25 protein-coding genes are annotated in these 23,977 nt (G+C 70.9%); 17 read left to right on the forward strand and 8 right to left on the reverse strand.

Translation table 11 applies throughout. The features are described from left to right. Nucleotides 1–8 precede the first annotated feature (8 nt). From KO353_RS01425 to KO353_RS01470, 10 genes are all read left to right on the forward strand, one after another. Nucleotides 9–827 carry a segregation and condensation protein A gene (locus tag KO353_RS01425; protein ID WP_218286006.1) on the forward strand — a complete coding sequence of 273 codons (819 nt, stop codon included), beginning with the start codon at nt 9–11 and terminating at the stop codon, nt 825–827. After that, on the forward strand, nt 824–1,534 hold the full coding sequence (scpB, locus tag KO353_RS01430) for an SMC-Scp complex subunit ScpB (protein ID WP_218286007.1): 711 nt from the start codon (nt 824–826) through the stop codon (nt 1,532–1,534). Before KO353_RS01425 ends, scpB begins: the two co-directional genes overlap by 4 nt. Further along, entirely contained in the window at nt 1,516–2,595 is a 1,080-nt protein-coding gene (locus KO353_RS01435) for an ABC transporter ATP-binding protein (RefSeq protein WP_235691977.1), read from the forward strand. The genes scpB and KO353_RS01435 overlap by 19 nt, the downstream gene beginning before the upstream one ends. Nucleotides 2,596–2,697: 102 nt before the next feature. Beyond that, complete coding sequence (locus KO353_RS01440; protein WP_218286008.1) at nt 2,698–2,904, forward strand: twin-arginine translocase TatA/TatE family subunit; 207 nt, start codon at nt 2,698–2,700, stop codon at nt 2,902–2,904. A gap of 38 nt (nt 2,905–2,942) precedes the next feature. Further along, nucleotides 2,943–3,461, forward strand: coding sequence for a Sec-independent protein translocase protein TatB (tatB, locus tag KO353_RS01445; protein WP_218286009.1), 519 nt, complete (start codon nt 2,943–2,945; stop codon nt 3,459–3,461). Nucleotides 3,462–3,470: 9 nt separating this feature from the next. Beyond that, nucleotides 3,471–4,259, forward strand: a complete 789-nt coding sequence (gene tatC, locus KO353_RS01450; RefSeq protein WP_218286010.1) for a twin-arginine translocase subunit TatC — start codon at nt 3,471–3,473, stop codon at nt 4,257–4,259. A 15-nt stretch (nt 4,260–4,274) separates the two neighbouring features. Further along, on the forward strand, nt 4,275–5,549 hold the full coding sequence (gene serS / locus KO353_RS01455; protein WP_218286011.1) for a serine--tRNA ligase: 1,275 nt from the start codon (nt 4,275–4,277) through the stop codon (nt 5,547–5,549). Then, the gene (gene surE, locus KO353_RS01460) at nt 5,546–6,346 is read left to right on the forward strand and encodes a 5'/3'-nucleotidase SurE (protein ID WP_218286012.1); all 801 of its coding nucleotides are present in this window, start codon (nt 5,546–5,548) and stop codon (nt 6,344–6,346) included. Before serS ends, surE begins: the two co-directional genes overlap by 4 nt. Before the next feature lie 16 nt (nt 6,347–6,362). Continuing rightward, nucleotides 6,363–7,034 (forward strand): protein-L-isoaspartate(D-aspartate) O-methyltransferase, encoded by a 672-nt coding sequence (locus tag KO353_RS01465; protein WP_218286013.1) that lies wholly within the window; start codon nt 6,363–6,365, stop codon nt 7,032–7,034. A 122-nt stretch (nt 7,035–7,156) separates the two neighbouring features. After that, on the forward strand, nt 7,157–8,155 hold the full coding sequence (locus KO353_RS01470; protein ID WP_218286014.1) for a M23 family metallopeptidase: 999 nt from the start codon (nt 7,157–7,159) through the stop codon (nt 8,153–8,155). Between the two features lie 15 nt (nt 8,156–8,170). Here KO353_RS01470 and KO353_RS01475 read toward each other — a convergent pair whose 3' ends face one another. Next, on the reverse strand, nt 8,171–9,058 hold the full coding sequence (locus KO353_RS01475; RefSeq protein ID WP_218286015.1) for an ATP-binding protein: 888 nt from the start codon (nt 9,056–9,058) through the stop codon (nt 8,171–8,173). Nucleotides 9,059–9,300: 242 nt separating this feature from the next. On the opposite strand from KO353_RS01475, the gene yajC reads away from it, so the two are divergent. Continuing rightward, on the forward strand, nt 9,301–9,768 hold the full coding sequence (gene yajC, locus KO353_RS01480) for a preprotein translocase subunit YajC (protein ID WP_218286016.1): 468 nt from the start codon (nt 9,301–9,303) through the stop codon (nt 9,766–9,768). A gap of 132 nt (nt 9,769–9,900) precedes the next feature. Here yajC and KO353_RS01485 read toward each other — a convergent pair whose 3' ends face one another. Then, nucleotides 9,901–10,512 (reverse strand): superoxide dismutase, encoded by a 612-nt coding sequence (locus KO353_RS01485; protein WP_218286017.1) that lies wholly within the window; start codon nt 10,510–10,512, stop codon nt 9,901–9,903. 118 nt (nt 10,513–10,630) lie between these two features. Between KO353_RS01485 and KO353_RS01490 the strand changes: the two genes are divergently transcribed. Beyond that, complete coding sequence (locus KO353_RS01490; protein WP_218286018.1) at nt 10,631–11,464, forward strand: phytoene/squalene synthase family protein; 834 nt, start codon at nt 10,631–10,633, stop codon at nt 11,462–11,464. A gap of 47 nt (nt 11,465–11,511) precedes the next feature. On the opposite strand, the gene trmFO is transcribed toward KO353_RS01490, so the two are convergent. After that, the gene (trmFO, locus tag KO353_RS01495) at nt 11,512–12,864 is read right to left on the reverse strand and encodes a methylenetetrahydrofolate--tRNA-(uracil(54)-C(5))-methyltransferase (FADH(2)-oxidizing) TrmFO (RefSeq protein ID WP_218286019.1); all 1,353 of its coding nucleotides are present in this window, start codon (nt 12,862–12,864) and stop codon (nt 11,512–11,514) included. A 32-nt stretch (nt 12,865–12,896) separates the two neighbouring features. Continuing rightward, entirely contained in the window at nt 12,897–15,776 is a 2,880-nt protein-coding gene (gene uvrA / locus KO353_RS01500; protein WP_218286020.1) for an excinuclease ABC subunit UvrA, read from the reverse strand. Between the two features lie 185 nt (nt 15,777–15,961). Here uvrA and ssb point away from each other — a divergent pair, with 185 nt between their 5' ends. From ssb to KO353_RS01520, 4 genes are all read left to right on the forward strand, one after another. Next, nucleotides 15,962–16,444 carry a single-stranded DNA-binding protein gene (gene ssb / locus KO353_RS01505; protein WP_218286021.1) on the forward strand — a complete coding sequence of 161 codons (483 nt, stop codon included), beginning with the start codon at nt 15,962–15,964 and terminating at the stop codon, nt 16,442–16,444. Between the two features lie 108 nt (nt 16,445–16,552). Then, complete coding sequence (locus KO353_RS01510) at nt 16,553–17,089, forward strand: surface-adhesin E family protein (protein WP_218286022.1); 537 nt, start codon at nt 16,553–16,555, stop codon at nt 17,087–17,089. A gap of 63 nt (nt 17,090–17,152) precedes the next feature. Beyond that, nucleotides 17,153–17,782, forward strand: coding sequence for a 2-hydroxychromene-2-carboxylate isomerase (locus KO353_RS01515; RefSeq protein ID WP_218286023.1), 630 nt, complete (start codon nt 17,153–17,155; stop codon nt 17,780–17,782). Beyond that, nucleotides 17,764–19,023, forward strand: coding sequence for an NAD(P)/FAD-dependent oxidoreductase (locus KO353_RS01520; RefSeq protein WP_218286024.1), 1,260 nt, complete (start codon nt 17,764–17,766; stop codon nt 19,021–19,023). The genes KO353_RS01515 and KO353_RS01520 overlap by 19 nt, the downstream gene beginning before the upstream one ends. Nucleotides 19,024–19,057: 34 nt before the next feature. On the opposite strand, the gene KO353_RS01525 is transcribed toward KO353_RS01520, so the two are convergent. After that, entirely contained in the window at nt 19,058–19,522 is a 465-nt protein-coding gene (locus tag KO353_RS01525) for an Hsp20/alpha crystallin family protein (protein WP_218286025.1), read from the reverse strand. 106 nt (nt 19,523–19,628) lie between these two features. Further along, on the reverse strand, nt 19,629–20,243 hold the full coding sequence (locus KO353_RS01530; RefSeq protein WP_218286026.1) for a class I SAM-dependent methyltransferase: 615 nt from the start codon (nt 20,241–20,243) through the stop codon (nt 19,629–19,631). A 177-nt stretch (nt 20,244–20,420) separates the two neighbouring features. On the opposite strand from KO353_RS01530, the gene KO353_RS01535 reads away from it, so the two are divergent. Then, nucleotides 20,421–21,824, forward strand: coding sequence for a PleD family two-component system response regulator (locus KO353_RS01535; RefSeq protein ID WP_218286027.1), 1,404 nt, complete (start codon nt 20,421–20,423; stop codon nt 21,822–21,824). A gap of 345 nt (nt 21,825–22,169) precedes the next feature. On the opposite strand, the gene rpmG is transcribed toward KO353_RS01535, so the two are convergent. After that, a complete protein-coding gene (gene rpmG / locus KO353_RS01540; protein ID WP_218286028.1) occupies nt 22,170–22,337 on the reverse strand; it encodes a 50S ribosomal protein L33 in 168 nt (55 codons plus the stop codon). Nucleotides 22,338–22,444: 107 nt separating this feature from the next. After that, nucleotides 22,445–23,962, reverse strand: coding sequence for a S41 family peptidase (locus KO353_RS01545; RefSeq protein WP_218286029.1), 1,518 nt, complete (start codon nt 23,960–23,962; stop codon nt 22,445–22,447). Nucleotides 23,963–23,977 lie beyond the last annotated feature (15 nt).

Consider the following 23,977-nt stretch of genomic DNA (forward strand, 5'->3'; position numbering starts at 1 on the left):
GAGGCGCGATGAGCGCCGCGACGGTCCCCTTCGCAGAGGACGAGCCGCGCCGCGAGGCTGGCGGCGACACGCTTGCCGTCGCGGTCGAGGGGTTCGAGGGGCCGCTTGATCTTCTGCTCGCTCTCGCCCGCGAGCAGAAGGTCGATCTCGCGCGTATCTCCGTGCTTGCCCTTGCCGAGCAGTATCTCGCCTGGATCGCCCGCGCCCGCGCGCTTGATCTCGAGCTCGCCGCCGACCTTCTGGTGATGGCCGCCTGGCTCGCCTATCTGAAGTCGCGGCTTCTCATCCCCCCCGCCGAGCGGTCCGAGGACGAGCCGTCGCCCGAGGCGGCGGCCGAGGCCCTGGCCTTGCGGCTACGACGCCTCGAGGCGATGCGCGAGGCGGGGGCGGCGCTGATGGCGCGCGAGCGGCTTGGCGTCGACGTCTGGCCGCGCGGTGCTCCAGAGGCTCTGGTCGAACGCGTGCCGGGGGGAATACGGCTCACCCTGTCGCAGCTGATCGCGGCGTATGCGGCGGCGCGGCGGCGGTCCCTCTCGGCACGGAGCTACGCCCCGCCTCCGCTCGACCTCCTCTCCGTCGAGGAGGCCATGCAGCGGCTTGCGCGTCTGGTCGGGCGCGTGCCCGGCTGGGCGGTTCTGTCGAGTTTCCTGCCCGAGGGGCTCGCGCGCGGCCTGCCCCTGCGGGCGGCGATGGCCTCGATGCTCGTCGCCGGGCTCGAACTCGCCAAGGCAGGCACCGTGGCGCTGCGGCAGGACCAGCCCTTCGGACCCATCTATGTGAAGCCAGCACGGGCAGAGCCCGATGGCGCGGCCGCTGAGGAGGCATGAGCACGCCGAGCGAACACGAGAACGGTTGCGCCGACGAGCTTCCGCTGTCGGCGCCCGCGGTCGGCGCCGATCACGTCCGGCTTGCCGAGGCGCTCCTTTTCGCCGCGGCCGAACCGGTGACGGAAGAGGCGCTCGCCTCGCTCCTTCCCGCGGGCGTTCCCGCCGCCGCCGTGATCGCCGCTCTCGCCGAGAGTCTCGCGGGGAGAGGGGTCGAGGTGGTGGCGGTGGCGGGGGGGTGGCAGATGCGCACCGCGCCCGACCTCGCGCCGCTCCTGCGCCGACGCTTCGAGGTGCCACGGAGGCTCTCGCGCGCAGCCGTTGAGGCGCTCGCCATCATCGCCTACCACCAGCCGATCACACGGGCCGAGATCGAGGACATCCGCGGTGTGGGGTTGAGCCAGGGAACGCTCGATTCGCTCCTCGAGGCGGGCTTGATCGAGCCGAAGGGGCGACGGGAGACCCCAGGCCGCCCGGCGACCTGGGGCACCACCGCGACGTTCCTTGCGCATTTCGGCCTCGCCTCGCTCAAGGATCTGCCGAAGCTCGAGGAGCTGAAGGCCGCCGGCCTTCTTGACCCGCTGCCGCCCGCCTCGCCTGAACGCTCGCCCGAGGAGCCGCTTTCGCCCGGGGGCGGGGAGGTCGAGGAGGAGAGGCCGCCGCCGCTTGACCCGAACGGCGGCGAGACTGCATGGAAGGTGCGCGGCTGATGACGCTCAGGCTCGAGGATATCCACCACCGCTTCGGCGCGACGGAGGTGCTCAAGGGGATCTCCCTCCACGTCGCACCGGGCGAGATCGTCTGCCTGCTCGGGCCGTCAGGGGACGGCAAGACGACGCTGCTTCGGATCGCCGCCGGCCTCACCCCGCTGCAACACGGCCGGGTGCTGGTCGGCGGGCGGGTCGTCGCGGAGCCGGGGCGTGAGGTGCCCCCCGAGGAGCGTGGCGTCGGCCTCCTGTTCCAGGACTTCGCTCTGTTTCCCCATCTTTCGGTGCTCGAGAACGTCGCCTTCGGCTTGCGGCGGCTTCGCTCAGCGGAGCGTCGCGCCCGGGCGATGGAGATGCTCGCGCGCGTGCAGATGGAGCAGTTCGCAGACGCGATGCCCCACACCCTTTCTGGCGGGCAGCAGCAGCGTGTGGCGCTTGCCCGCGCGCTCGCGCCACGGCCGAAGGTGCTTCTGCTCGACGAGCCGTTCTCCGGGCTCGATGCGCGTCTGCGTGACCGGGTGCGCGACGATAACCTGCATGTGCTGCAAGAGGAGGGGATCGCCGTGCTGATGGTCACCCACGATGCGGAAGAGGCCATGTTCATGGCCGACCGCATGGCCATCCTGCACCGCGGCGTGATCGAGCAGGAAGGGCCACCCGCCGAGATCTATCTCCACCCCGCCACCCCCTTCATCGCAACTTTCCTCGGCGAGGTGATCCGACTCTCGGGACAGGTGCGGCTCGGCATGGTGGCAACACCGTTTGGCCCCGTTCCAGCGCTCGGCCGGCGTGAGGGCGAGCGCGTCGAGGTCCTGATCCGCCCCGAGGCGATCCGCCTTCTGCCGCTTGCCGAGGGAGAGGCCTGCCACGCTCGCGCGCGTGTGGAGGCGGCACGGCTCTTGGGCCGAACCTCGATGGTGCATCTGTCGGTTCGCGAGGGCGGGTCCGAGGTTCATGTCCATGCGCGAATCCCTGGCGAATACCTGCCAGCGCGGGACTCCGAGGTGGCGGTGGCGCTCGACCCGACGCGCGCCTATGTCTTCGGCGCTGGGGAAGCGGCGTGAGGGCCTCGTTGCCGCGAACGGGACGCTCTGGCAATCTGGCGGGCTGTGCCCGACGGCAGAGGTGAGGGCGGCAAGAATGCCGGGGCAAGGTGGGGGAACGAGATGAGCATCGGCATCTGGCAGATCGTCTTGGTCGCCCTCGTGCTGCTCCTGCTGTTCGGAAGCCGCAAGCTGCCCGCTCTCGGCGCTGAGCTCGGGCGCGGCTTGCGCGACCTGCGCGGCCATCTCGCCGCAAATCGCACCGCGGCGGCTGAGGACGCGCCCTTCGACGAGCCCTCGCCCGGCGAGCGGGGCGGGCTCCGGCACTAGGGGCTTGCCACCGCGCGCGCGGCGGCCGAGAGAAAGGCATGTTCGATCTCGCCTGGTCGGAAATCGCGCTGATCCTGCTCGTCGCCCTGGTAGTGATCGGGCCGAAGGACCTTCCGCACGCCATCCGCGGGGTTGCCGACTTCATCCGCAAGGCGCGGCGGATGGCGGGCGAGTTCCAGGTTCACGTCGACGAGATGATGCGCGAGAGCAAGCTCGACGAGGTGAAGCGCCAGATCGACGAGGTGCGCACCGGCATCTACGACATGAAGCGCGACGTCGAGCGGCAGATCGACGAGCAGGGTCTGAGGGACGCGTTCAAGGACCCGTTCGCCGATGCCGCAGGATCCTCCTACGGAACGGCAAGCTGGAGCGCGACGCCGGCGCCCGCTGAGGCCCCTCCGCCAGCCGCGTCGGCCGCGTCCGCCGACTCCACGTCGACGACACCTCCGCCAGCCGCTTCTCCCTTGGTCGCCGAAGGGCCTCCCCCGTTCGTTCCGCCCGGGACGCTCCCTCCCGCCTCCCTTGCCGCTCCTGCCCAGGCGCGCGACCCGGTCTGAGCACGGCCCATGCGCCCGGAAGAGGACACAATCGACGACAAGCCGATGCCGCTGCTCGACCACCTGCTCGAGCTCCGGCAGCGCATCCTCCTCTCGCTCGGCGGCTTCGTGCTCGCCTTCATCCTCTGTTATGTCTTCTCGAAAGAGATCTATGGCTTCCTCGCCGCCCCGCTCGCCACGATCCTGCAGGAGACCACGGGGGCGGAGCGGCGGATGATCTTCACCGCCCTCTACGAGGCGTTCTTCACCTATCTCAAGGTCGCTCTCTGGGGAGGCTTGATGATCAGCTTCCCCTGGTGGGCGACGCAGCTATGGCTGTTCGTCGCGCCCGGGCTCTACCGGAGCGAGAAGCGCGCTGTCGCCCCGTTCCTGATCGCCACCCCGTTCTTCTTCACCGCCGGTGCGGCCTTCTGCTACTACTTCGTCATTCCGGCAGCGTGGCGTTTCTTCCTCTCCTTCGAGAGCCCGGCGGGCCCTGGCGAGTTGCCGATCCAGCTCGAGGCGAAGGTCAACGAATACCTCTCTCTCGTGATGCGGCTCATCTTCGCCTTCGGCTTCGCCTTCCTGATGCCGGTTGGCCTCGTGCTGCTTGCGCGCGTCGGCATCATCACGCCCGAGGCGATGGCCTCGAAGCGTCGCTACGCCATCGTTGGCATGTTCGTGCTCGCCGCCATCATCACCCCGCCTGACGTGATCAGCCAGGTCGGGCTCGCGCTGCCGCTGATCCTGCTCTACGAAGGCTCGATCCTCGCGGCGAAGCTTCTGCGCAAACGCGACCAGCAGGCGGCCGCCACCTGACCGGACCGTTCCGACATGCATAACATCCGCAGGATCCGCGAGGATGCCGCAGGCTTCGATGCCGCGCTCGCGCGCCGTGGCCTCTCCCCTGTCTCGGCCGGGCTGCTCGCGCTCGACCAGCGCCGGCGCGCGAGCCTTGCCGCCTTCGAGCAGATGCAGGCGGCGCGCAACGCGCTCTCGAAGCGTATCGGCGAGGCCAAGGCGAGGGGCGAGGATGCCGCCCCGCTGCTCGCGGAAGCCGCCGCCATGGGCGAGGCGATCGCGCGCGAGGAGGAAGAGGCGCAGCGTCTCGGCGCCGAGCTCGACGCCGCTCTCGCCGCACTTCCCAACCTGCCCGACCCCGAGGTTCCGGACGGGTCGGGGGAGGCGGACAATGTCGAGCTCCGGCGCTGGGGCACGCCGCGCGCCTTCTCCTGGACACCGTTGCAGCATTTCGAGCTCGGCGAGCGGCTCGGCCTGATGGATTTCGAGACGGCGGGGCGGATCGCGGGCGCGCGCTTCACGGTTCTCAAGGGCCCGCTCGCGAGGCTTGAGCGCGCGCTCGGCCAGTTCATGCTCGACCTGCAGACGGGGCAGGGCGGCTACATCGAGGTCTCGCCGCCTCTGCTCGTCCGCGAGGCCGCCGTCTTCGGCACCAATCAGCTGCCGAAATTCGCCGACGACCTGTTCCGAACCACCGATGGCCGCTGGCTGATCCCTACGGCAGAGGTGCCGTTGACCAATCTCGTGCGCGAAAGCGTGCTCGACGAGGCCGAGCTTCCCCTGCGCGTCACCGCGCTCACGCCGTGTTTCCGCTCGGAGGCGGGGGCGGCGGGGCGCGACACGCGCGGGATGCTGCGCCAGCACCAGTTCATGAAGGTCGAGCTCGTCTCGATCACCCGGCCCGAGGACAGCGAGGCGGAACATGCGCGCATGACCGCCTGCGCCGAAGCGGTGCTTCAGGCCCTCGGCATTCCCTATCGCGTGGTCGATCTCTGCGCGGGCGACCTCGGCTTCGGCGCTGCGCGCACCTTCGACATCGAGGCCTGGCTGCCCGGGCAGGGCGCATGGCGCGAGATCTCCTCCTGCTCAAACTGCCGCGACTTCCAGGCACGGCGCATGGACGCGCGCTGCCGCGCCGCCGGGCGCAAGGGCACGCGCTTCGTACACACGCTGAATGGCTCCGGCATCGCGGTGGGGCGCGCGCTGATCGCGGTGATGGAGAACTACCAGGAGGAGGACGGGTCGATCACGATCCCCGACGTGCTCCGGCCCTACATGGGCGGGATGTCGCGAATCGGCCCGGCATGACCGCTCTCGGCCCGGTCGCCGATCTCGCGTCCGCCCGCATCCTCGTCACGAATGACGACGGGATCGGTGCTGCGGGCCTGCGTGTGCTCGAGCGGATCGCACGCGGGCTTGCGCGCGAGGTCTGGACGGTCGCCCCTGAGACGCAACAATCGGCCGTCAGCCACGCGCTCACGATACGCCGGCCGCTGCGGCTCACCCGGATTGCGCCGCGTCGCTTCTCTGTCGACGGCACGCCGACCGACTGCGTTCTCCTCGGCGTGCACGAGGTGCTGGGCGGGCGGGGGCCGGATCTCGTGCTCTCCGGCATCAACATGGGCGCCAATCTCGGCGAGGACATCGGCTATTCCGGCACGGTCGCCGCGGCGATGGAGGCCTGCCTGCTCGGGCACCGAGCGGTCGCGATCAGCCTTGATCTGCCACGAAACGGGACAGTGGCGAGGGCTCCGCGCTGGGAGACCTGCGTGCGCTGGCTGCCGGGCATCCTGCGCACCCTCGCCGGGTTCTCCTGGCCGGAGGCGACGCTCATCAACGTCAACATCCCGGACCTGCCGCACGGGGCGGTGAGCGGGATCCGCGTGGCTCATCAGGGGCGGCGGAAGGAGGGGCTGAGGCTCGAGAAGCGGCTCGACCCGGAGGGCCGCCCCTATTGGTGGATCCTCGACTACTCGAAGGAGGAGAGGCAGACGCGCGGCTCGGACCTCTCGGCGATCAACCAGGGCGCGATCGCGATCACGCCGGTGACGATCGACGTCACCGCGCGCGCCGCCCTGCCCGAGCTCCGCGCGGCCTTCGCCTGAGAGGGGAGGGCGGGCGATGCCGACCGACGCCAACCGCATCCGCCTCGTGCTCGCCTTGCGCTCGGCCGGCATCACCGATGCGGCCGTCCTTGGCGCGATCGAGAGCGTGCCGCGCGAGCGGTTCGTGCCCGAGACGTTCCGCGACCAGGCGTGGGAGGACATCGCGCTCCCGATCGGTCTCGGGCAGACGATCAGCCAGCCGCGGGTGGTGGCGATGATGACCGAGGCGCTGCGCGTCTCGAAGCGGCACCGCGTGCTCGAGATCGGCACCGGCTCGGGCTACCAGGCGGCTGTGCTCGCGCGGCTCTGCCGGCGCCTCTACACGATCGAGCGCCACCCGGCCCTGCTTGCCCGCGCCGAGTCGATCCTCAAGGAGCTCGGCTTCACCAACATCGTCTTCCGCGCGGGCGATGGCATGCAGGGCTGGCCCGAGCTCGCGCCGTTCGACCGGATCATCGTCACCGCCGCGCCGGCGGAGGCGCCCAAAGCCCTGCTCGACCAGCTCTCGCCCGAGAGCGGGATCATGGTCATCCCGATGGGGAAGACGGCCGACAGCCAGCATCTGTGGCGGATCACCCGGCAGGGTGACCGCTACGACCGCGAGCAGCTCGCCGCCGTGCGCTTCGTTCCGCTTCTGCCCGGTGTCGCCGATGACAGCGGCGAGGAGTCGAGGCTGCCGCGCCTCTGACGCGCCCGCCTGCGACCGCTGGTCACGCCTGCGGCACGGATGCAACACCGAAGACGCTGGGAAACCCGCCCGACGACGACGAGATTGCGTCGCGATGTGAGAGCACGCTAAGGCTGCGTGGGATGAAGACGCCACGTCGCCCGGGCCCGTGCGCCTTCCCAGGACGAAGCGGAGCGTGGCTCCTCGCGCTCGGGCTGGTCGCCGCCTGCGCGAGCGAGCCTCCACCCAACCTGCCGACACGGGCGCCGGAGCCGGTCACCATCGTGGTCCGGAGGGGGGACACGCTGCTCGGCATCGCGCGTGCCCAAGGTGTCACGCTCCAGGCCCTCGCGTCCGCCAACGGCCTCGCCCCACCCTACCGGATCCACCCCGGCCAAGTGCTGCAGGTGCCGCGTTCCCTGCCGCCCCCGGTGCCGGTCGCGCCGTCCCTTTCCCCGGTGGCACGCGCCCAGCCGGCCGGCAGCTTGCCGCCGCCGGTGCTGCCGCACGGTATCGACGAGAGGGCGCCTGACGTCCCGTCCGCCCGCGCAGTGATCGCCGAGCCCCTGCCGCCGCCGGATGCGGCGCCGCCCGAAGGCGCTGGCGGCGCGACGCCTGGGCAGCAGGCCTCGCTCCCCTTGCCGCCCCCGCCACCGCCATCGTCTCCAGTTTCTTCCCCCGACCATGCGTCGGGGGGACCCTCCCTCCGTTCCGCCGCCGCCCCGACCCCTCGGCGCCTTCCGCCCGGGCGCTTCGTCTGGCCGGTGCGCGGTCAGGTGATCTCTACCTTCGGCACGAAGGGGGGTGGCCTCGTCAATGACGGGATCAACATCGCCGCGCCGCGTGGCGCGCCGGTGCGCGCCGCTGCCGACGGGACGGTGATCTATGCCGGCAACGAGGTGCGCGGCTTCGGCAATCTCGTGTTGATCCGCCACGAGGGAGGCTGGGTCACGGCTTATGGCCATGCCGAGCGCGTGCTGGTTCGCCAGGGCCAGGCGGTGCGGGCGGGCGAGCAGATCGCCGTGGTCGGCTCCTCCGGGGCGGTCTCGACGCCGCAGCTCCACTTCCAGGTTCGGCGCGACGGCAGGCCCGTCGACCCGGTGGCGCATCTCGACCGGGCGATCGCGAACCGCTCGCCCTGAGCAGGCGCGACAGGATCACGCGGGGAGGGTCACGCCGAGCCGCCCGGCAAGGTCCTGCACGAACTGCCACGCCACGCGGCCCGAGCGCGACCCGCGCGTGACCGACCATTCCGCTGCCTGGCGGCGCAGCTCCTCGGGCGGGACGGCAAGCCCGTAGGCCGCGGCATAGGCCTCCACCATGGCGAAATAGGTCGACTGGTCGCAGTGGTGGAAGCCGAGCCAGAGCCCGAAACGATCCGACAGCGACACCTTCTCCTCGACCGCCTCTCCCGGGTTGATCGCCGAGGCGCGCTCGTTGTCGATCATGTCGCGCGGCAGGAGGTGGCGGCGGTTCGAGGTGGCGTAGAACAGCACGGTCGGCGGCCTTCCCTCCACACCGCCCTCGAGCACGGCCTTGAGGCTCTTGTAGTCGGTCTCGCCCGGATCGAAGGAGAGGTCGTCGCAGAACAGCAGCGCCCGGCGCGGCAGGCCGCGCAGGAGCCTCAGCAGGGCGGGAAGGGTGCGGATGTCCTCGCGATGAATCTCGATCAGCGCAAGCCCGCCCAACTCGCGGGTCTCGGCGTTCACCGCGACATGCACCGCCTTCACGAGCGAGGACTTGCCCATGCCACGCGCGCCCCACAGCAGCGCGTTGTTGGCGGGAAGCCCGCGCGCGAAACGCCGCGTGTTCTCGAGCAGTGTGTCGCGCTGGCGCTCGATCCCCTGCAGGAGCGAAAGCGGCACGGCGTTGACCGCCGGCACGGGCGTGAGCGTGCCGCGGTCGGCGTGGTGCGGGTCGGCCTGCCAGACGAAGGCGTCCGAGCCGCTGAGGTCGGGCGGGGGAGGGGGCGGCGGCGCGAGGCGGTCGAGCGCATCGGCGATCCGCGCGAGCAGGCGGGGGAGGTCGTGTGGTGAGTCGTTCATGGCGGCGTGCGTGTAGCCCGCCGGATCGAGGCCGTCACCCCGCCATCGCGAACCGGCGCAGCCGCGACGGACGACCCGGAAGCAACAGGGCGATCGGCGCCGGGATCGCCGCCCGCCGCCGTCGCGCCATACCGCCCCTTTCCTCGCGCGCCAGGGCCGCGTAGGAAGCCCCGTACCGGGGGCGGGCGGTTTCGCGGCCCGCCACTCCGCCGAGACGACAGACGACGAACCGGAGCGCGACGATGCTGATTTCCCCCGCCTATGCCCAGGCCGGAGGCGACCCGACAGGCGGGCTGATGAGCCTTCTGCCGCTCGTCCTGATCTTCGTGGTGTTCTACTTCATCCTGATCAGGCCGCAGCAGAAGAAGGCGAAGGAGCACAGGGCGATGCTCGCCGACCTCAAGCGCGGCGACCGGATCGTCACTGGCGGAGGCATCGTCGCGACCGTGATCCGGGTCACTCCCGATAGCGACGAGGTGATCGCCGAGATCGCGCGCGACGTGCGGGTGAAGCTGGTCAAGGGAACGATCCAGACCGTGCTGCGCGAGCCGGGCGAGGAGGTGCCGAAGCCCCAGGCGCAGGACAACGAGCCGCGGCAGAAGGGGGAGGCCCGGGGCAGGGGGGCGAAGCCGGAGGCCGCAGAGCCTGCGGAGTCCAAACCCACCACCGATGGCTCGCAAGGGGAGGCAGCGCCCCCGAAGCAGGGCTGAGCCCGCGATCGCGGAGCAGGACACGCGAGCGCCGGCGATGCGAAAGGGGCGGGATCGCGCGACCCCGCCCCGTTCCCGCTCGGCCCGGATCACCACACCCGCCCGGCGCCGCGCGCCCGGCGGCGACGCCGCTCAGGCCTTCGCGAGCAGGCTGTCGACATACTCCCAGTTCACGAGCCGCTCGAGGAAGTTCGTGAGGTAATCGGGGCGGCGGTTGCGGAAGTCGAGATAGTAGCTGTGCTCCCAGACATCGACGCCGAGGATCGGCGTGCCCGTGCCTTCCGCCAGCGGGTTGGAGCCGTTCGCCGTCTTGGTCGTGGCAAGCTTCCCGTCGCGGCCGACGACGAGCCACGCCCAGCCCGAGCCGAACTGGGTGACCCCGGCCTGCTTGAACGCCTCCTTGAAGGCGTCGACCGAGCCGAAATCGGAGACGATCTTCGCCTCGAGCCGGGGCGGCATCGCGCCGCCGCCATTCGGCTTCATGCAGGGCCAGAAGAGGTTGTGGTTCCAGTGCTGGCCGGCGTTGTTGAACACGCCCGCCATCTCCGGCTTGCCGTATGACATCCGCACGATCTCGTCGAGCGTCTTGCCCTGAAGAGAGGGGTCCTTCTCGACGAAGCCGTTGAGCGCCGTGACATAGGCCTGGTGGTGCTTGCCGTGGTGCAGCTCGAGCGTCTCCTGGCACATGCCGAAGGCGGCGAGCGCATCGTGGGAGTAGGGGAGGGAGGGAAGAGTGAAGGCCATGAGGGCTCTCTCCGGTGTTTGTTGTCACGTCGGCGAGTGGCCCTGACCTAGGCGGGGGCGGACGCGACGTCAACCACGCCCTTGGCGCCTGCGCTCCGCTCTGCCCATCTGGTGTCGGGTGAGCGACCTCTCCCCTCTCATCGCCTCCCTGCGCGAGGCGGATCCGGATCGTTTCCTCTGCGTGCTCGCTTCGCCCGCGCCGGCGCGCGAGACGCTCGCCGTCCTCTACGCCTTCAACGCCGAGCTCGCGCGCATTGCCTTCTCGGTCACCCAGCCTGGGCTTGGCATGCTGCGGCTGCAGTGGTGGCGCGAGGTGGTCGAGGAGGGCGCACGCGGGCGAACGCGTCGGCATCCGGTTGCCGAGCCGCTCGCGCGTCTTGTCGCCGCGCGCGGGCTTGATCCGTCGCTGTTCGACGCGGTGATCACCGCGCGCGAGCTCGAACTCGACGAAGCCGGCGTGCCCGACCCGCTCGCGCTCGAGGCCTATGCCGCCGCCTCGGCGGGGGGGCTGATGCGAATCGCGCTCGATGCGCTCTGCGTCACCGACGCGGCGAGCCGAACGGCGGCGAAGCACGCGGGAACGGCGGCGGCGCTTGTGGGCAGCCTGCGCAATGCCCGCGCTCTCGCCCTGCGCGGGCGGACGATGCTGCCGCGCGCGCTTCTGCAAGATGCAGGCGCAAGGGTGGCTGATTTCGCGCGCTCGCCTCTGCCCGAACCGGCGCGACGTGTCGCGAGCGCGATCGCGGAGATGGCGGCGGACCACGTGAGGCTGATGCGGCAGGCGCGGCCGGCTCGGGCGGCCCTGCCCGTGCTTCTGCCGGCCGTGCTTGCCGCGCGGGTTCTGGGGCGCCTCGCACGGTTCGACAACGATCTGGCCGACCCGCGGGTCGAGGGGCCGCGTCTCGGGGCGCAGTGGGCGGTGTTCCGCGCCGCGTTCACCGGGAGGATCTGATCGGGTCGGTCGAAGCCCGGCGTCTCTCCGCCGCGTCCGTTCGCGGGTCAGGCCGCCTCGCGCGGCGCGGGCAGCACGTGCGGCCGCCCCGCCCAGGCATCGGCGGCGGCGAGCGCACGCTCGCAATAGGCGCGCTTCCGCTCCCGTCCTTTCGGTCCGTCCGGCAATGGCGGAAAGAGGCCGAAGTTGATGTTCATGGGCTGGAACGTTTCGGCGTCCGCGCCCCCGGTGATGTGGGCAAGCAGCGCGCCCATCGCCGTCTCGGGCGGCGGGGGGATGGGCGCCTCGCCCTTCGCCTCGGCGGCGGCGAAGCGGCCGGCGAGCAGGCCGATCGCCGCACTCTCGACATAGCCCTCCACGCCGGTGATCTGCCCGGCGAAACGAAGCCACGGCGCGGCCTTAAGCCTCAGCAGCCGGTCGAGCACGCGGGGGGAGTTGAGGAAGGTGTTGCGGTGCATGCCGCCCAGCCGCGCGAACTCCGCGCGTTGCAGGCCGGGAATGGTTCGGAAGACGCGCACCTGCTCGGCATGTTTCAGCTTGGTCTGGAAGCCGACCATGTTCCACAGCGTGCCGAGCGCATTGTCCTGCCTGAGCTGCACCACGGCCCACGGCCGGCGGCCGGTGCGCGGGTTGCGCAACCCGACCGGCTTCATCGGCCCCCAGCGCAGCGTCTCGAGCCCCCGTTCGGCCATCACCTCGATCGGCAGGCAGCCGTCGAAATAGGGGGTGGTGCGCTCCCACTCCTTGAAGCTCGTCTTCTCGGCGGCGAGCAGGGCGGCGACGAAGGCTTCGTACTCGTCGCGCTCCATCGGGCAGTTGATGTAGTCGGCCCCCCCACCCTTGTCGTAGCGGGACTGCATCCAGGCGATGTCAAGGTCGATGCTGTCGCGGTGCACGATCGGGGCGATCGCGTCGAAGAAGGCGAGGCTCTCCTCGCCGGTGCGGGCGCGGATCGCCTCCGCCAGAGCGGGAGCGGTGAGCGGGCCGGTGGCGACGATGACGCTGCCCCAGCTTTCGGGCGGCAGGCCCGTGATCTCCTCCCGCACCACGGTCACGAGAGGGTGGGAGGCGAGAGCGTCGGTGACGGCCGAGGCGAACCCCTCGCGATCGACCGCGAGCGCCCCGCCGGCCGGAAGCCGGTTCGCGTCCGCCGCACGCAGGATCAGGCTCCCCAGCCGGCGCATCTCCTCGTGCAAGAGGCCGACGGCGTTGTGCAGAGGATCATCGGCGCGGAACGAGTTCGAGCAGACGAGCTCGGCGAAGCGGTCGGTCGTGTGCGCCTCCGTCATCCGGACGGGGCGCATCTCGTGCAGCACGACCGGCACGCTCGCGGTGACGAGCTGCCACGCGGCCTCCGAGCCGGCGAGGCCTCCGCCGACGATGTGCACGGGAGCTGTCATGCCTTTGACATAGGCCGCCGCAGCCGGCGGCGCTACCCCGCCGCGCGGCGTCGCTTCACCGGGGGGGCGTCACGCGCGAGAACCGGGGCGAGGAAGCGCCCGGTGTGGCTCTCCGGAACGGACGCGACCTCCTCCGGCGTGCCTTCGGCGACGATCCGCCCGCCCCCTTCGCCGCCCTCGGGGCCGAGATCGATGATCCAGTCGGCGGTCTTGATCACCTCGAGATTGTGCTCGATCACGATTACGGTGTTGCCGGCATCGACCAGCGCGTGCAGCACCTCAAGGAGACGCCGCACGTCCTCGAAATGCAGCCCCGTGGTCGGCTCGTCGAGGATGTAGAGGGTGCGCCCAGTGGCGCGGCGCGAGAGCTCCTTCGCGAGCTTGACGCGCTGCGCCTCGCCACCCGAGAGCGTGGTCGCCGGCTGGCCGAGCGTGACGTAGGAGAGTCCGACCTCGGCAAGGGTGCGCAGCTTGTCGCGGATCGCCGGCACGGCGGAGAAGAAGGCGAGCGCGTCCTCGACCGTCATCTCGAGCACGTCGGCGATCGACTTGCCACGATACTGGATCTCGAGCGTCTCGCGGTTGTAGCGCCTGCCTTTGCAGGCATCGCAGGTGACGTAGACATCGGGCAGGAAGTGCATCTCGATCCGCGTCACCCCATCACCCTGGCACACCTCGCAGCGCCCGCCCTTGACGTTGAAGCTGAAGCGGCCCGGCCGGTAGCCGCGTTGGCGTGCTTCCGGCAGTTCCGCGAACCAGTCGCGGATCGGGGCGAAGGCCCCCGTGTAGGTGGCCGGGTTCGACCGCGGCGTGCGCCCGATCGGCGACTGGTCGATGTCGATCACCTTGTCGAGGTGCTCGAGCCCGTCGATCCGCTCGTGCGGGGCGGGCGCCTCGCGCGTTCCCATCAGCCGGCGCGACACGGCGCGGTAGAGCGTGTCGATCACGAGCGTCGACTTGCCGCCGCCCGAGACGCCGGTCACGCAGGTGAAGGTGCCGAGCGGGAAGCGTGCGGTGACGTTCTTGAGATTGTTGCCGCAGGCGCCGACGACGGTCAGCAGGCGCGAGCGGTCGATCGGCCGGCGGCGCTCGGGCAGCGGAATGCGACGCCGTCCCGTCATGTAGTCGGCGGTGAGACTGTTCCGGTTCTCAAACACCTCCGCCGGCGGCCCCATCGCCACAACCTCGCCGCCATGGGCGCCGGCGCCCGGGCCCATGTCGACGAGCCAGTCGGCGGCACGGATCGCGTCCTCGTCATGCTCGACGACGATCACGGTGTTGCCGAGGTCGCGCAGCCGCTTGAGGGTGGCGAGCAGGCGTTCGTTGTCGCGCTGATGGAGGCCGATCGAGGGCTCGTCGAGAACGTAGAGAACGCCCGTCAGCCCCGAGCCGATCTGGCTTGCGAGCCGGATCCGCTGGCTCTCGCCGCCCGAGAGCGTGGCCGAGCCGCGCGCAAGCGTGAGGTAGTCGAGGCCGACATCGTTGAGGAAGCCGAGCCGTTCGTCGATCTCGCGCAGGATTCGGCGCGCGATCTCCATCCGCTTCGGGGGGAGGTGGTTCGGCAGGTCCTTGAACCAGCGGGCCGCCTCGCGGATCGAGAAGGTGCACACCTCGCCGATGTGCAGGCCGCGGATCTTCACCGCGAGCGCCTCCGGCTTGAGGCGATGGCCGCCGCAGGCGGAGCACGGCACCTCGTTCTGGTAGCGTGCGAGCTCCTCGCGCACCCAGGCGCTGTCAGTCTCGCGGAAGCGCCGCGCGAGGTTGGCGAGCACGCCCTCGAAAGGCTTGCGCGTCTCGTAGGCGCGAAGCCCGTCCTCGTAGCGCATCGTGACCGGCGTCTCGCCCGTGCCGTGCAGGATCGCGTCACGGGCCGCCTTGGGCAGGTCCTTCCACGGCGTCTTCATCGACACCTTGAGGTGCCGGCAGAGGCTTTCGAGCGTCTGACGGTAATAGGGTGAGGAGGTGCCCTCCCAGGGCGCGATCGCGCCTTCGGCGAGGGACAGGCGGTCGTCCGGAACCACGAGCTCTGGGTCGAAGAAGGTGGTCACGCCGAGGCCGTCGCAGGCCGGGCAGGCGCCGGCCGGAGCGTTGAAGGAAAACAGCCTCGGCTCGATCTCGGGGATGGTGAACCCCGAGACGGGGCAGGCGAAGCGGGCGCTGAAGATCGTCCGTTCGGGCGGCGAAGCGGGCTTGGCATCAGCGTTTTCGACGATCGCGATCCCGTCGGCAAGCGCAAGCGCGGTCTCGAAACTGTCGGCGAGCCTCGGCGCGATCGTAGGGCGGACGACCAGGCGATCGACCACGACCTCGATGTCGTGCTTGCGCTTTCGGTCCATCGCCGGAACGGCGTCGATCTCGTAGAGCGTGCCGTCGATCTTCACCCGCTGGAAGCCGCGCTTCTGCAGCTCCGCGAGCTCCTTGCGGTACTCGCCCTTGCGTCCGCGCACGATCGGCGCGAGCAGGTAGAGCCGCGTTCCCTCTGGCATGGCGAGCACGCGGTCGACCATCTGGCTCACCGTCTGCGCCTCGATCGGCAGCCCGGTGGCGGGGGAGTGGGGAACGCCGACACGCGCCCAGAGGAGCCGCATGTAGTCGTAGATCTCGGTGACGGTGCCGACGGTCGAGCGCGGGTTGCGCGAGGTGGTCTTCTGGTCGATCGAGATCGCGGGCGAAAGGCCCTCGATGCTGTCGACGTCCGGCTTCTGCATCAGCTCGAGGAACTGCCGCGCATAAGCCGAGAGGCTCTCGACATAGCGCCGCTGCCCCTCGGCGTAGATGGTGTCGAAGGCGAGCGAGGACTTGCCCGAACCGGAAAGCCCGGTGATCACGGTGAGGCTGTGGCGGGGGATCTCGACATCCACCCCCTTGAGGTTGTGTTCGCGCGCGCCGCGGACGCGGATGGGCGAGGTCATCGCAGGACCACCATGGGGCACCTCGTCGGGGGAACAGGCGGCGAACAGAACCGAAATGGGGGCAGGCGCGCAAGCCGCCAGAGGGGCGGAGCCGTGCCGCCGGAGGGGAGGGGGCGGTGGCGGCATCGAGGAGCCCGTCCTACACTCGCACCCGGTTCAAAGACTCGACACCGGGAGGGCCGACCATGGCCGGAAGCGTGAACAAGGTGATCCTCGTCGGCAATCTGGGCCGCGACCCGGAGGTGCGCAGCATGCAATCGGGCGGGCGGACCGTGTCGTTCTCTGTCGCGACCTCCGAGACCTGGAACGACCGCACCACCGGCGAGCGGAAGGAGAAGACGCAGTGGCACCGTGTGGTGATCTTCAACGAGAAGCTCGGCGAGATCGCCGAGAAGTACTTGCGCAAGGGCTCGAAGGTCTATGTCGAGGGGCAGCTCGAAACACGCAAGTACACCGACAAGGACGGCAACGAGCGTGACATCACTGAGGTGGTGATCGGCCGCTTCAAGGGTGATCTGACGCTGCTCGACAGCCGTGGCGGCGGAACAGCAGAGTTCGAGGACGAGGGGCCCGCAGTCCAGCGTGGAAGTGCTGCCCGGACGGCGCCCGCCCGCCAGGGCGGCGGCTGGGACTCGAGGCGCGAGCTTGACGATGACATCCCATTCTGAGGAGTGGGTGGCGCGGCGTCGCGCCTTGGCCTCCGCGGCGACGCACGGGGCTCGTCATAGGGGCTGCGCGTGGTGGGCTGGACGTCGAGCGCGAGCGAGCCGCCGCGGATGAGCGGACCGGCACCGCCTGGCCTTCGCCCCTGGCGGCCTGCGATCACTGCGGCGGTTCTTGTCCTTGCGTTCTCGGGCTGCCGAAGCGTCGTCGTGTCGCCGGACGGGGAGGCCCTTGGAGGCGGCCCGCCGCTCGGCCAGGCGCCCTGGCTCGCCCTGCCCGGTCCCGGCTGGGTGCTGGTCGTGCCGGAGTCGGGCAATGCCACGGTGATGCTGTTCGAACCCTCGCTCGCGGCCGAGCGGAGCGCACGCAGCGCCCTCATTCTGATCAACCACATCCGGCCGGTGCAGCGCTTCGGCGGCCGGCCGGTGCGCAGCGAGCTCGCGCGGATCGAGGCCGATTGCGACGAGGCGAGCTATCGCCTGGTCGAACGCAGGCTTCACCAGAACCACGGCGGCACCGGCGAGCCGCTCGGCGCCGTGTTGGCCGATCCCCTCGCTCCCCTGCGCCCGGTCCAGCCCGGAACCCTGGCCGAGGACGTGCTCGCCGCCCTCTGCCGGCCGAACACCGAGCCGTCGACCCCCGGGGCCTGAGCGGGGGGCTTCCGGCCGGCGCGGCGCGCGCTACCATCCGGGGTCGCCGGAGGGGACGCGCAGATGGCCGAGACAATCCACTGCTTCTACACGCTCTCGAGCCCGTGGATGTATCTCGGCGGCCCAGCGCTTGCCGACATCGTCCGACGACACCGCGCGACCCTTCTCCTCAAGCCGTATGATTTCCTTGCGGTCGTTCCTGACAACGGCGGGGTGCCGCTGCGGACACGGCCGCGCGCGCGTCAGGACTACCACGCTCTCGAGCTCGACCGCTGGCGACGCTTCCTCGGCCTGCCGCTCAACCTCCGCCCCCGTTTCTATCCGCCCGAGGACCAGCGGCCGGCAGGGCGGATGGTGATCGCCGCCCAGACGCAGGGCCTCGATGCGATGCGTCTGTCGCACGCGATCCTGCGCGCGCTCTGGGTCGAGGAGCGCGACATCGCCGACCCTGCCGTTCGCGCCGCGATCGCCGAGGAGAACGGCATGGATGGGGCGGCTCTGGTGGCGGCCGAGGAGGCCCCGCAAACGCTCGCCGCCTGGGAGGCGAACAACGCCGAGGCGCGCGCCCGCGGCGTGTTCGGCAGCCCGACGATCTTTTGCGGCGAGCTCTGGATCTGGGGCCAGGACAGGCTGTTCTTCCTCGACCAGCATCTCGCCCGGAAAGGGGAAAGACCATGCTCTCGGTTGCGGTGATCGGCGCCGGCGCGGTCGGCGCGGCGACCGCTTTGATGCTCGCCCGCGAGGGCCACCGCGTGACGCTGATCGAGCCCGGGGAGCCCGGGGGAGAGCAGGCCGCGTCCTACGGCAATGCCTGCTGGATCAGCCCCGAGAGCGTGGTGCCGATGAGCCTTCCCGGCGTGTGGCGCAAGGTGCCGGGCTGGCTTGCCGATCCGCTCGGGCCCTTGACCATACGCTGGCGGCACCTGCCGGCGCTCGCGCCGTGGTTGATCCGCTTCCTGCGCGCCGGGGCAAGCCCCGAGCGGGTGGAACGGACGGCGCGGGCGCTGCGCGCGCTTCTCCACGACGCGGTGGAGCGGCACGAGGCGCTCGCCGCCGCTGCCAGCGTGCCGGAGCTGGTGGTCCGCCGTGGCCATCTCTATGTCTGGCGTGACCGTGACGCCTTCGAGGCGGAGGGGTTCGCCTGGGCGTTGCGTCGTGACGCGGGCGTGCGCTGGCTCGAGCTTTCGGCCGAGGAGCTCCATCAGCGCGAGCCGGCGCTCTCGCGCGACTTCGGCTTTGCCGTCCTGGTCGAGGACGGGGCGCATGTCACCGACCCCGGCGCCTATGTCGCGGCGCTCGCCTCCGCTGCCATCGCTCGCGGTGCGATCCATCGCCGCACGCGCGCGACCGGGTTCGACATCCGGGGCGGCAGGCTCCAGGCGGTGCTCACAGCCGAGGGGAGGATCGCGGCCGACCGGGCAGTGATCGCCGCCGGAGCGCATGCGCGGCCGCTCGCCGCGGCGGTGGGAGACCGCGTGCCGCTCGAGAGCGAGCGCGGCTATCACATCGTGATCGAGGCGCCCGAGGCCTCGGTGCGCACGCCGATCATGGTGGGCGAGGCGAAGGCCCCGCTCACGCCGACCGCCCATGGCCTTCGTGTGGCCGGGCAGGTGGAGCTTGCCTCGCTCGAGGCCGAGCCGGACTGGCGCCGCGCCGAAGTGCTGCTTTCGCTCGCACGGCGGGTGCTCCCTGACCTACCAGCCGAGATCGACCCGGGCCGGGTTCGCCGCTGGATGGGCCACCGGCCCTCGATCGCCGACGGGCTTCCGGTGATCGGCCCGGCGAGCGGCTGCGCCGATGTGGTGCATGCCTTCGGCCACGGCCATGTCGGCCTCGCGGCGTCGGCCAAGACGGCCGCCCTCGTCGCCGACCTCGTGCTCGGCCGCCCGCCGGTGATCGACCCCGCCCCTTACGACGCCGCGCGCTTCCGCTGAGGGCCGGAGCGGCGCGGCGGCCGGCGTCAGCGCGTCAGCCGGACTTGATCTCGATCCGCGAGGACGGCTTCGGCGCTTCGGGCGGGCGCGGCAGGGTGATGGTCAGCACACCCTTGGAGAAGGTCGCCTGGACCGCATCCGCCTTCGGCGCGAAGGGAAGCTGCAGCGACCGGGCGAAGCTGCCGTAGCTCCGCTCCTGGATGTGCACGCCCTTCTCCTCGCGGGTCGTCTCGGCCTTCTTCTCTCCCTTGATCGTCAGCACGTCATCCTCGAGCGAGAGCTCGACGTCCTGTTCCGTGAGCCCGGGCAGCTCGGCGGTGACGGTGAGCCCCTCCGCCGTCTCCTTGACGTCGATCGCCGGACGCCAGTCGGCCTTGAAGACGGGGGTGGGGAGGCCGGAACCGATCGCCTGCTCGAACTGCTGCTGCAGTCTGCGGAGGTCGTCGAACATCCGGTCGAGCACGGACTGATTGCCGAACAGGCTTGGCAGGAGCGCCATGATGTCCCTCCTCGTTGTGTGCTTTCTGATCTGTTGCCGGGGCGGGCGTCGTCGCACCGCACGCGAAGGAGGATAGAGAGGCGTGCCGTTGAGGCGATGACGCAGATCAAGCCCCACGCATTAGATAGTGCCACACCGAGGCGGGGGGAAGGTTGAGCGGCGTCCAGGCGAGGCGCCGTCCCTCGAGGCCGAGGGCGTTGCGGTCGAGCGGCGAGGTGATGCAATAGGTGTAGTGCAGGAAGCCGCGCCCCGGGGCCGCCACGGCGCCGATGCACTCGATCAGCGCCTGCTGCCGCGGCTTCGGCAGAAGGACGAGCGGGATTCCGCACACGACGGCGCCTATCCGGCCGAGCAGGTCGGGGCAGATCAGCTCGGACAGGTTCCAGGCATCGCCGCAGATCACGGTTACGCCCGGAAAGGTGGCGGCCAGCACTTCTGCCATCTCCGGCACGATCTCGACGACGGTCAACCGCGCCGGGGGGATGCCCGCCTCGAGCAGGGCGCTCGTGATCGCGCCTGTTCCGGCACCGAGCTCGACGACCGGCCCGCCGGCGGCGATCCGCCGTGCCGCCGCCGCGACGAGACGCCCGAGCGCCGGAGAGGAGGGAACGATCGAGCCCATGGCGAGCGGGTCGGCGGCCCAGCGGCGAAGGAACAGGAGCGTGCGGGAAAGCGGGGAGGAGGAGGGCGAGCTGGAGGTGTGCGCGTCGGCGTGCAGCATGGAGGTGACCAGTCCGGGGTCGAAGGGGAAGAAGGGGTAGGCTCTCCCTCGAAGCCTGGAAACGATGACGCGTCCATCTCGGTTCGATGACGGTTTCGGGTCCTGGTTGCCGATGGCGCGGGTTTTCGGGTGCGGCATGGGCACGATCCGTTATTCTTCTGCTCGGATCATCCCCTCATGAGTGCCCGAATCCTGGTCGTCGACGACGTGGCGGCGAACCTCCTTCTCCTGGAGGCCAAGCTCACCGCCGAATACTACGAGGTGCTGGCTGTGCAGGACGGCCAGCGCGCGCTCGAGGCTGCCCGCGCGTGGGGCCCCGATGTGATCCTCCTCGACGTCATGATGCCCGGGATCGACGGCTACGAGGTGTGCCGGCGCCTGAAGGCGGAACGCGAGACCGAGCACATTCCGGTGGTGATGGTCACGGCGCTTTCGGAGATCGCCGAGCGCGTTCGCGGCCTCGAGGCGGGGGCGGACGACTTCCTGACCAAGCCGGTCGATGACGAGACGCTGATCGCGCGCGTCCGTTCGCTCGTGCGGCTCAAGCGCTTGCTCGACGAGTGGCGGCTGCGGGCGGAGACGACGCACCAGCTCGGTGTCGGCTCGGGCGCGCTGCCACCCTCCGTGCGCGGGGCGCGCGGCCTCGTGATCGCCGATGACGACGACCTCGTGGCCCGGATCGCCGAGGCTCTCGCGGCAGAGGGGATCGAGACGTCGGCGGCACGGGAGGTCTCCGGCGGCTGGGATTGGCTGGTCCGCAGCCCTGCCGATCTCGTGATCGTGAGCCTACTCGGCGGCGGCGATGACCCGCTTCGCTTCGCCTCGCGGCTCCGCGCCGACACCGCGACGCGCGAGGTGCCGCTTCTCCTCGTCGCTGAGGAGCAGCATCGAACCCTTCTTCACCGGGCCTTCGAGCTCGGCGCGAACGACTACATCCTCGCCCCGATCGACCCGAACGAGCTCCGCGTGCGCGCGCGCAACCAGATACGCCGCAAGCTCTACCAGGACAGGCTGCGCGCCGACCTTGCCTACTCGATCTCGCTCGCCCTGACCGATCCGCTGACCGGCCTGCACAACCAGCGTTATCTGCGCGGCCACCTCCGCTCGCTGGTCGCCTCCGTGCGCTCGGCGGGCGGCGCGGTCTCGGTACTGATGATCGACCTCGACCACTTCAAGCGGATCAACGACCAGTTCGGGCATCCGGCGGGCGACGCCGCGCTCAGGCTCGTCGCCGGGTGCATCCGCAGCAATGTGCGGCTGTTCGACACGGTCGCGCGCTACGGCGGCGAGGAGTTCGTCGTGATCATGCCGGGCGCGAGCCAGGCGGACGCGTTGGTGGCGGCCGAGCGGCTGCGTCGGGCCATCGCCTCGGTGTCCTTCCGCCCAGGAGCAGACCAGGCGCTCCTGCCGCTCACCGCCTCGATCGGGGTGGCGACGCTCGCGACGCCGACGGATTTCGCCGGGGATGCCCCGGATGAGCACCTGCTTCAGCTGGCCGATGCCGCCCTCTATGAAGCCAAGCGGGGTGGCAGGAACCGGGTCGTGGCCCTCCCGGGCGAGGGAGAGGCGGCCGAGGCGTGAGCGCGAGCGTCGCCTGACCGGCCTCTCGCTCGTGATGGCGAGACGTCGTCGCCTCCCCGAACACCCCCGGCGTCTCCGGCCCGCCCGAAACGACGGGTGTCGCCATGGCGCTTGGTCAGACCCGCTTTGGGTCGACGAGGGTCGAGCAAAGCCGAACGTCAGGCGGGGCGGGCAAGGCGGCGACTGCAGCGCGAAACTCCTTCTCGCTGTTCAAGACGCTGCCGCGTCACCCGGCCAAGGGCCGAACGCCGGGCGCACAGCTCATGACGGAGCTCGCTCCGACTGACGACCGGGCGATGGTGCGACTGTGCGGTGGGCGGCCGGCCCGTCCTCCGCACGCGCTCCTTATTTGATCTTCGCCTCGCGGAAGACGACGTGCTTGCGCGCGACCGGGTCGTATTTCTTGAGTTCGAGCTTTCCGGTGCTCGAGCGTGCGTTCTTCTTGGTCACGTAATAGTAGCCGGTATCGGCGGTGCTCACGAGCTTGATCAGCACGGTATTCGACTTCGCCATCGTCAGATCCTTCCGACCCAGTGCGCCGCCGGTGCGCGGGCGTTACGCGTGCCCGACGTCGCGTTCGGCACCTCGCTCCGATCCAGGCCCGGCAAGGCCGAACAGGATCAGCGCAGGTGGCTGTCGCCGGCCTCCAACGCCGCCGCCGCGCGTGGCCGCAACAGCCACAGAGCGGCATGGATGTCAAGCGCGCTGCCCACCGCCGGCGGGCAGGACTCGCGATCGCCCAACGCCTCCGCAAGGGCCGAGAAGGGCGCCCTGTCCGGTCCGGTCGCGGCGAGAAGACGTGACGCCGCCGCGCGCGCGAGCCCGTCGCCGCGGCTCGTGCAGAGGTGGGGCACCACACCGCGATCCTGAAGCGGCTGCCCGTCCCGACGCAACAGCCGCGACCAGCTGATGTGGAGTTCGCTGCCATCGGGCAGAGGGTGGACGAGCTGGATCAGCCCCTTGCCCCGCGTCGCGGAACCGACGATCCAGGCCCGACCGAGATCCTGAAGCGACGCCGCGACAGCCTCGGCCGCCGAGGCGGTGCCGCCATCGACGAGCACGACGACCTGCATCCCTTCCGCGAGATCGGCACCGCCAGCGAGCCAGGTGCGCGAGGCCTCCGGATGGCGGCCGCGCTGGTGAACCACCTCGCCTCCGGCGAGGAACACATCGGCCACGCCCACCGCCTGCGGCAACAGCCCGCCGCGATTGCCCCTCAAATCGAGGATCAGCGCCTGCGGCCTCGGCGTGCGCGCGGCGAGCCCCGACACAAGCCGCGCCACTGCCTGATCGGTGTCGCGGCTGAAGGCGGTGACGGCGATCACCGGCACCTCCGCCGTCCAGGCGAGCCGCGCCGTCTGGGCGACGGTGGCGGCACGGACGATGACGAGACGCCGCGGCGCCCCGCCATGCCGTGACACCGAGAGGACGACCGGCGTTCCCGGTTCGCCCGCCAGCGCTTTTGCCAGCGCCTCCGGATCGAGGCCACGGGTCGTGACGCCGTCGATCTCGACCACTCGGTCACCGAGGGCGAGTCCGGCACGCCAGGCGGGCCCTTCCGGCTCCAGCCGCGCGACGCGGGCGCCGCCCGCCTCGGGCTGCAGCGTGAGGCCAAGGCTGCCCGTGCCTATGCGCGCGGCGCGCAAGGCCTCCGCTTCGCGAGCGGGAACGTGGCGGGTATAGGGGTCGAGGCCGGCGGCCAGTTCCGCGAGCACGAGGCCGCGCCGACGCTCGGGATCGAGAGCGCCGAGCCGCTGCGACGCCGCGGTGGCCGCCGCAACGGCCTGGGCGCCTGCCCGGCCCCAGGACGTGGCGTCGGCGTCCGGCGAGAGCGTGAGCGCGAACGGAGCGCCGGACCCGATCCTGACCTCGAGCCGTCCGCGCGAGGCCGTCACCTCGAGCGCTGGGTCGGCGGAACGCAGTCCACGCAGCCCCGCAACCATGCGCTCGCCCGGGCGCTGAGGCTCGATGTGGCGCGATTGGAGTGCGGCGAGCGCGGCGGCGAACACCGCCGCGTCGGTCGCCGCGTTCCCGTTCGCCGCGGCCGGAACCGCCAAGGCCTCGGCGGCCGCGAAGAGCGCGGCGGCGAGACTGGTCGCGAAAGGTGCGGTGATGGCCACGGCGACTCGCGAAGGCATGTCCTGCCGCTCAGT

It is taken from the genome of Elioraea tepida (assembly GCF_019203965.1).
GTDB lineage: Bacteria > Pseudomonadota > Alphaproteobacteria > Acetobacterales > Acetobacteraceae > Elioraea_A > Elioraea_A tepida.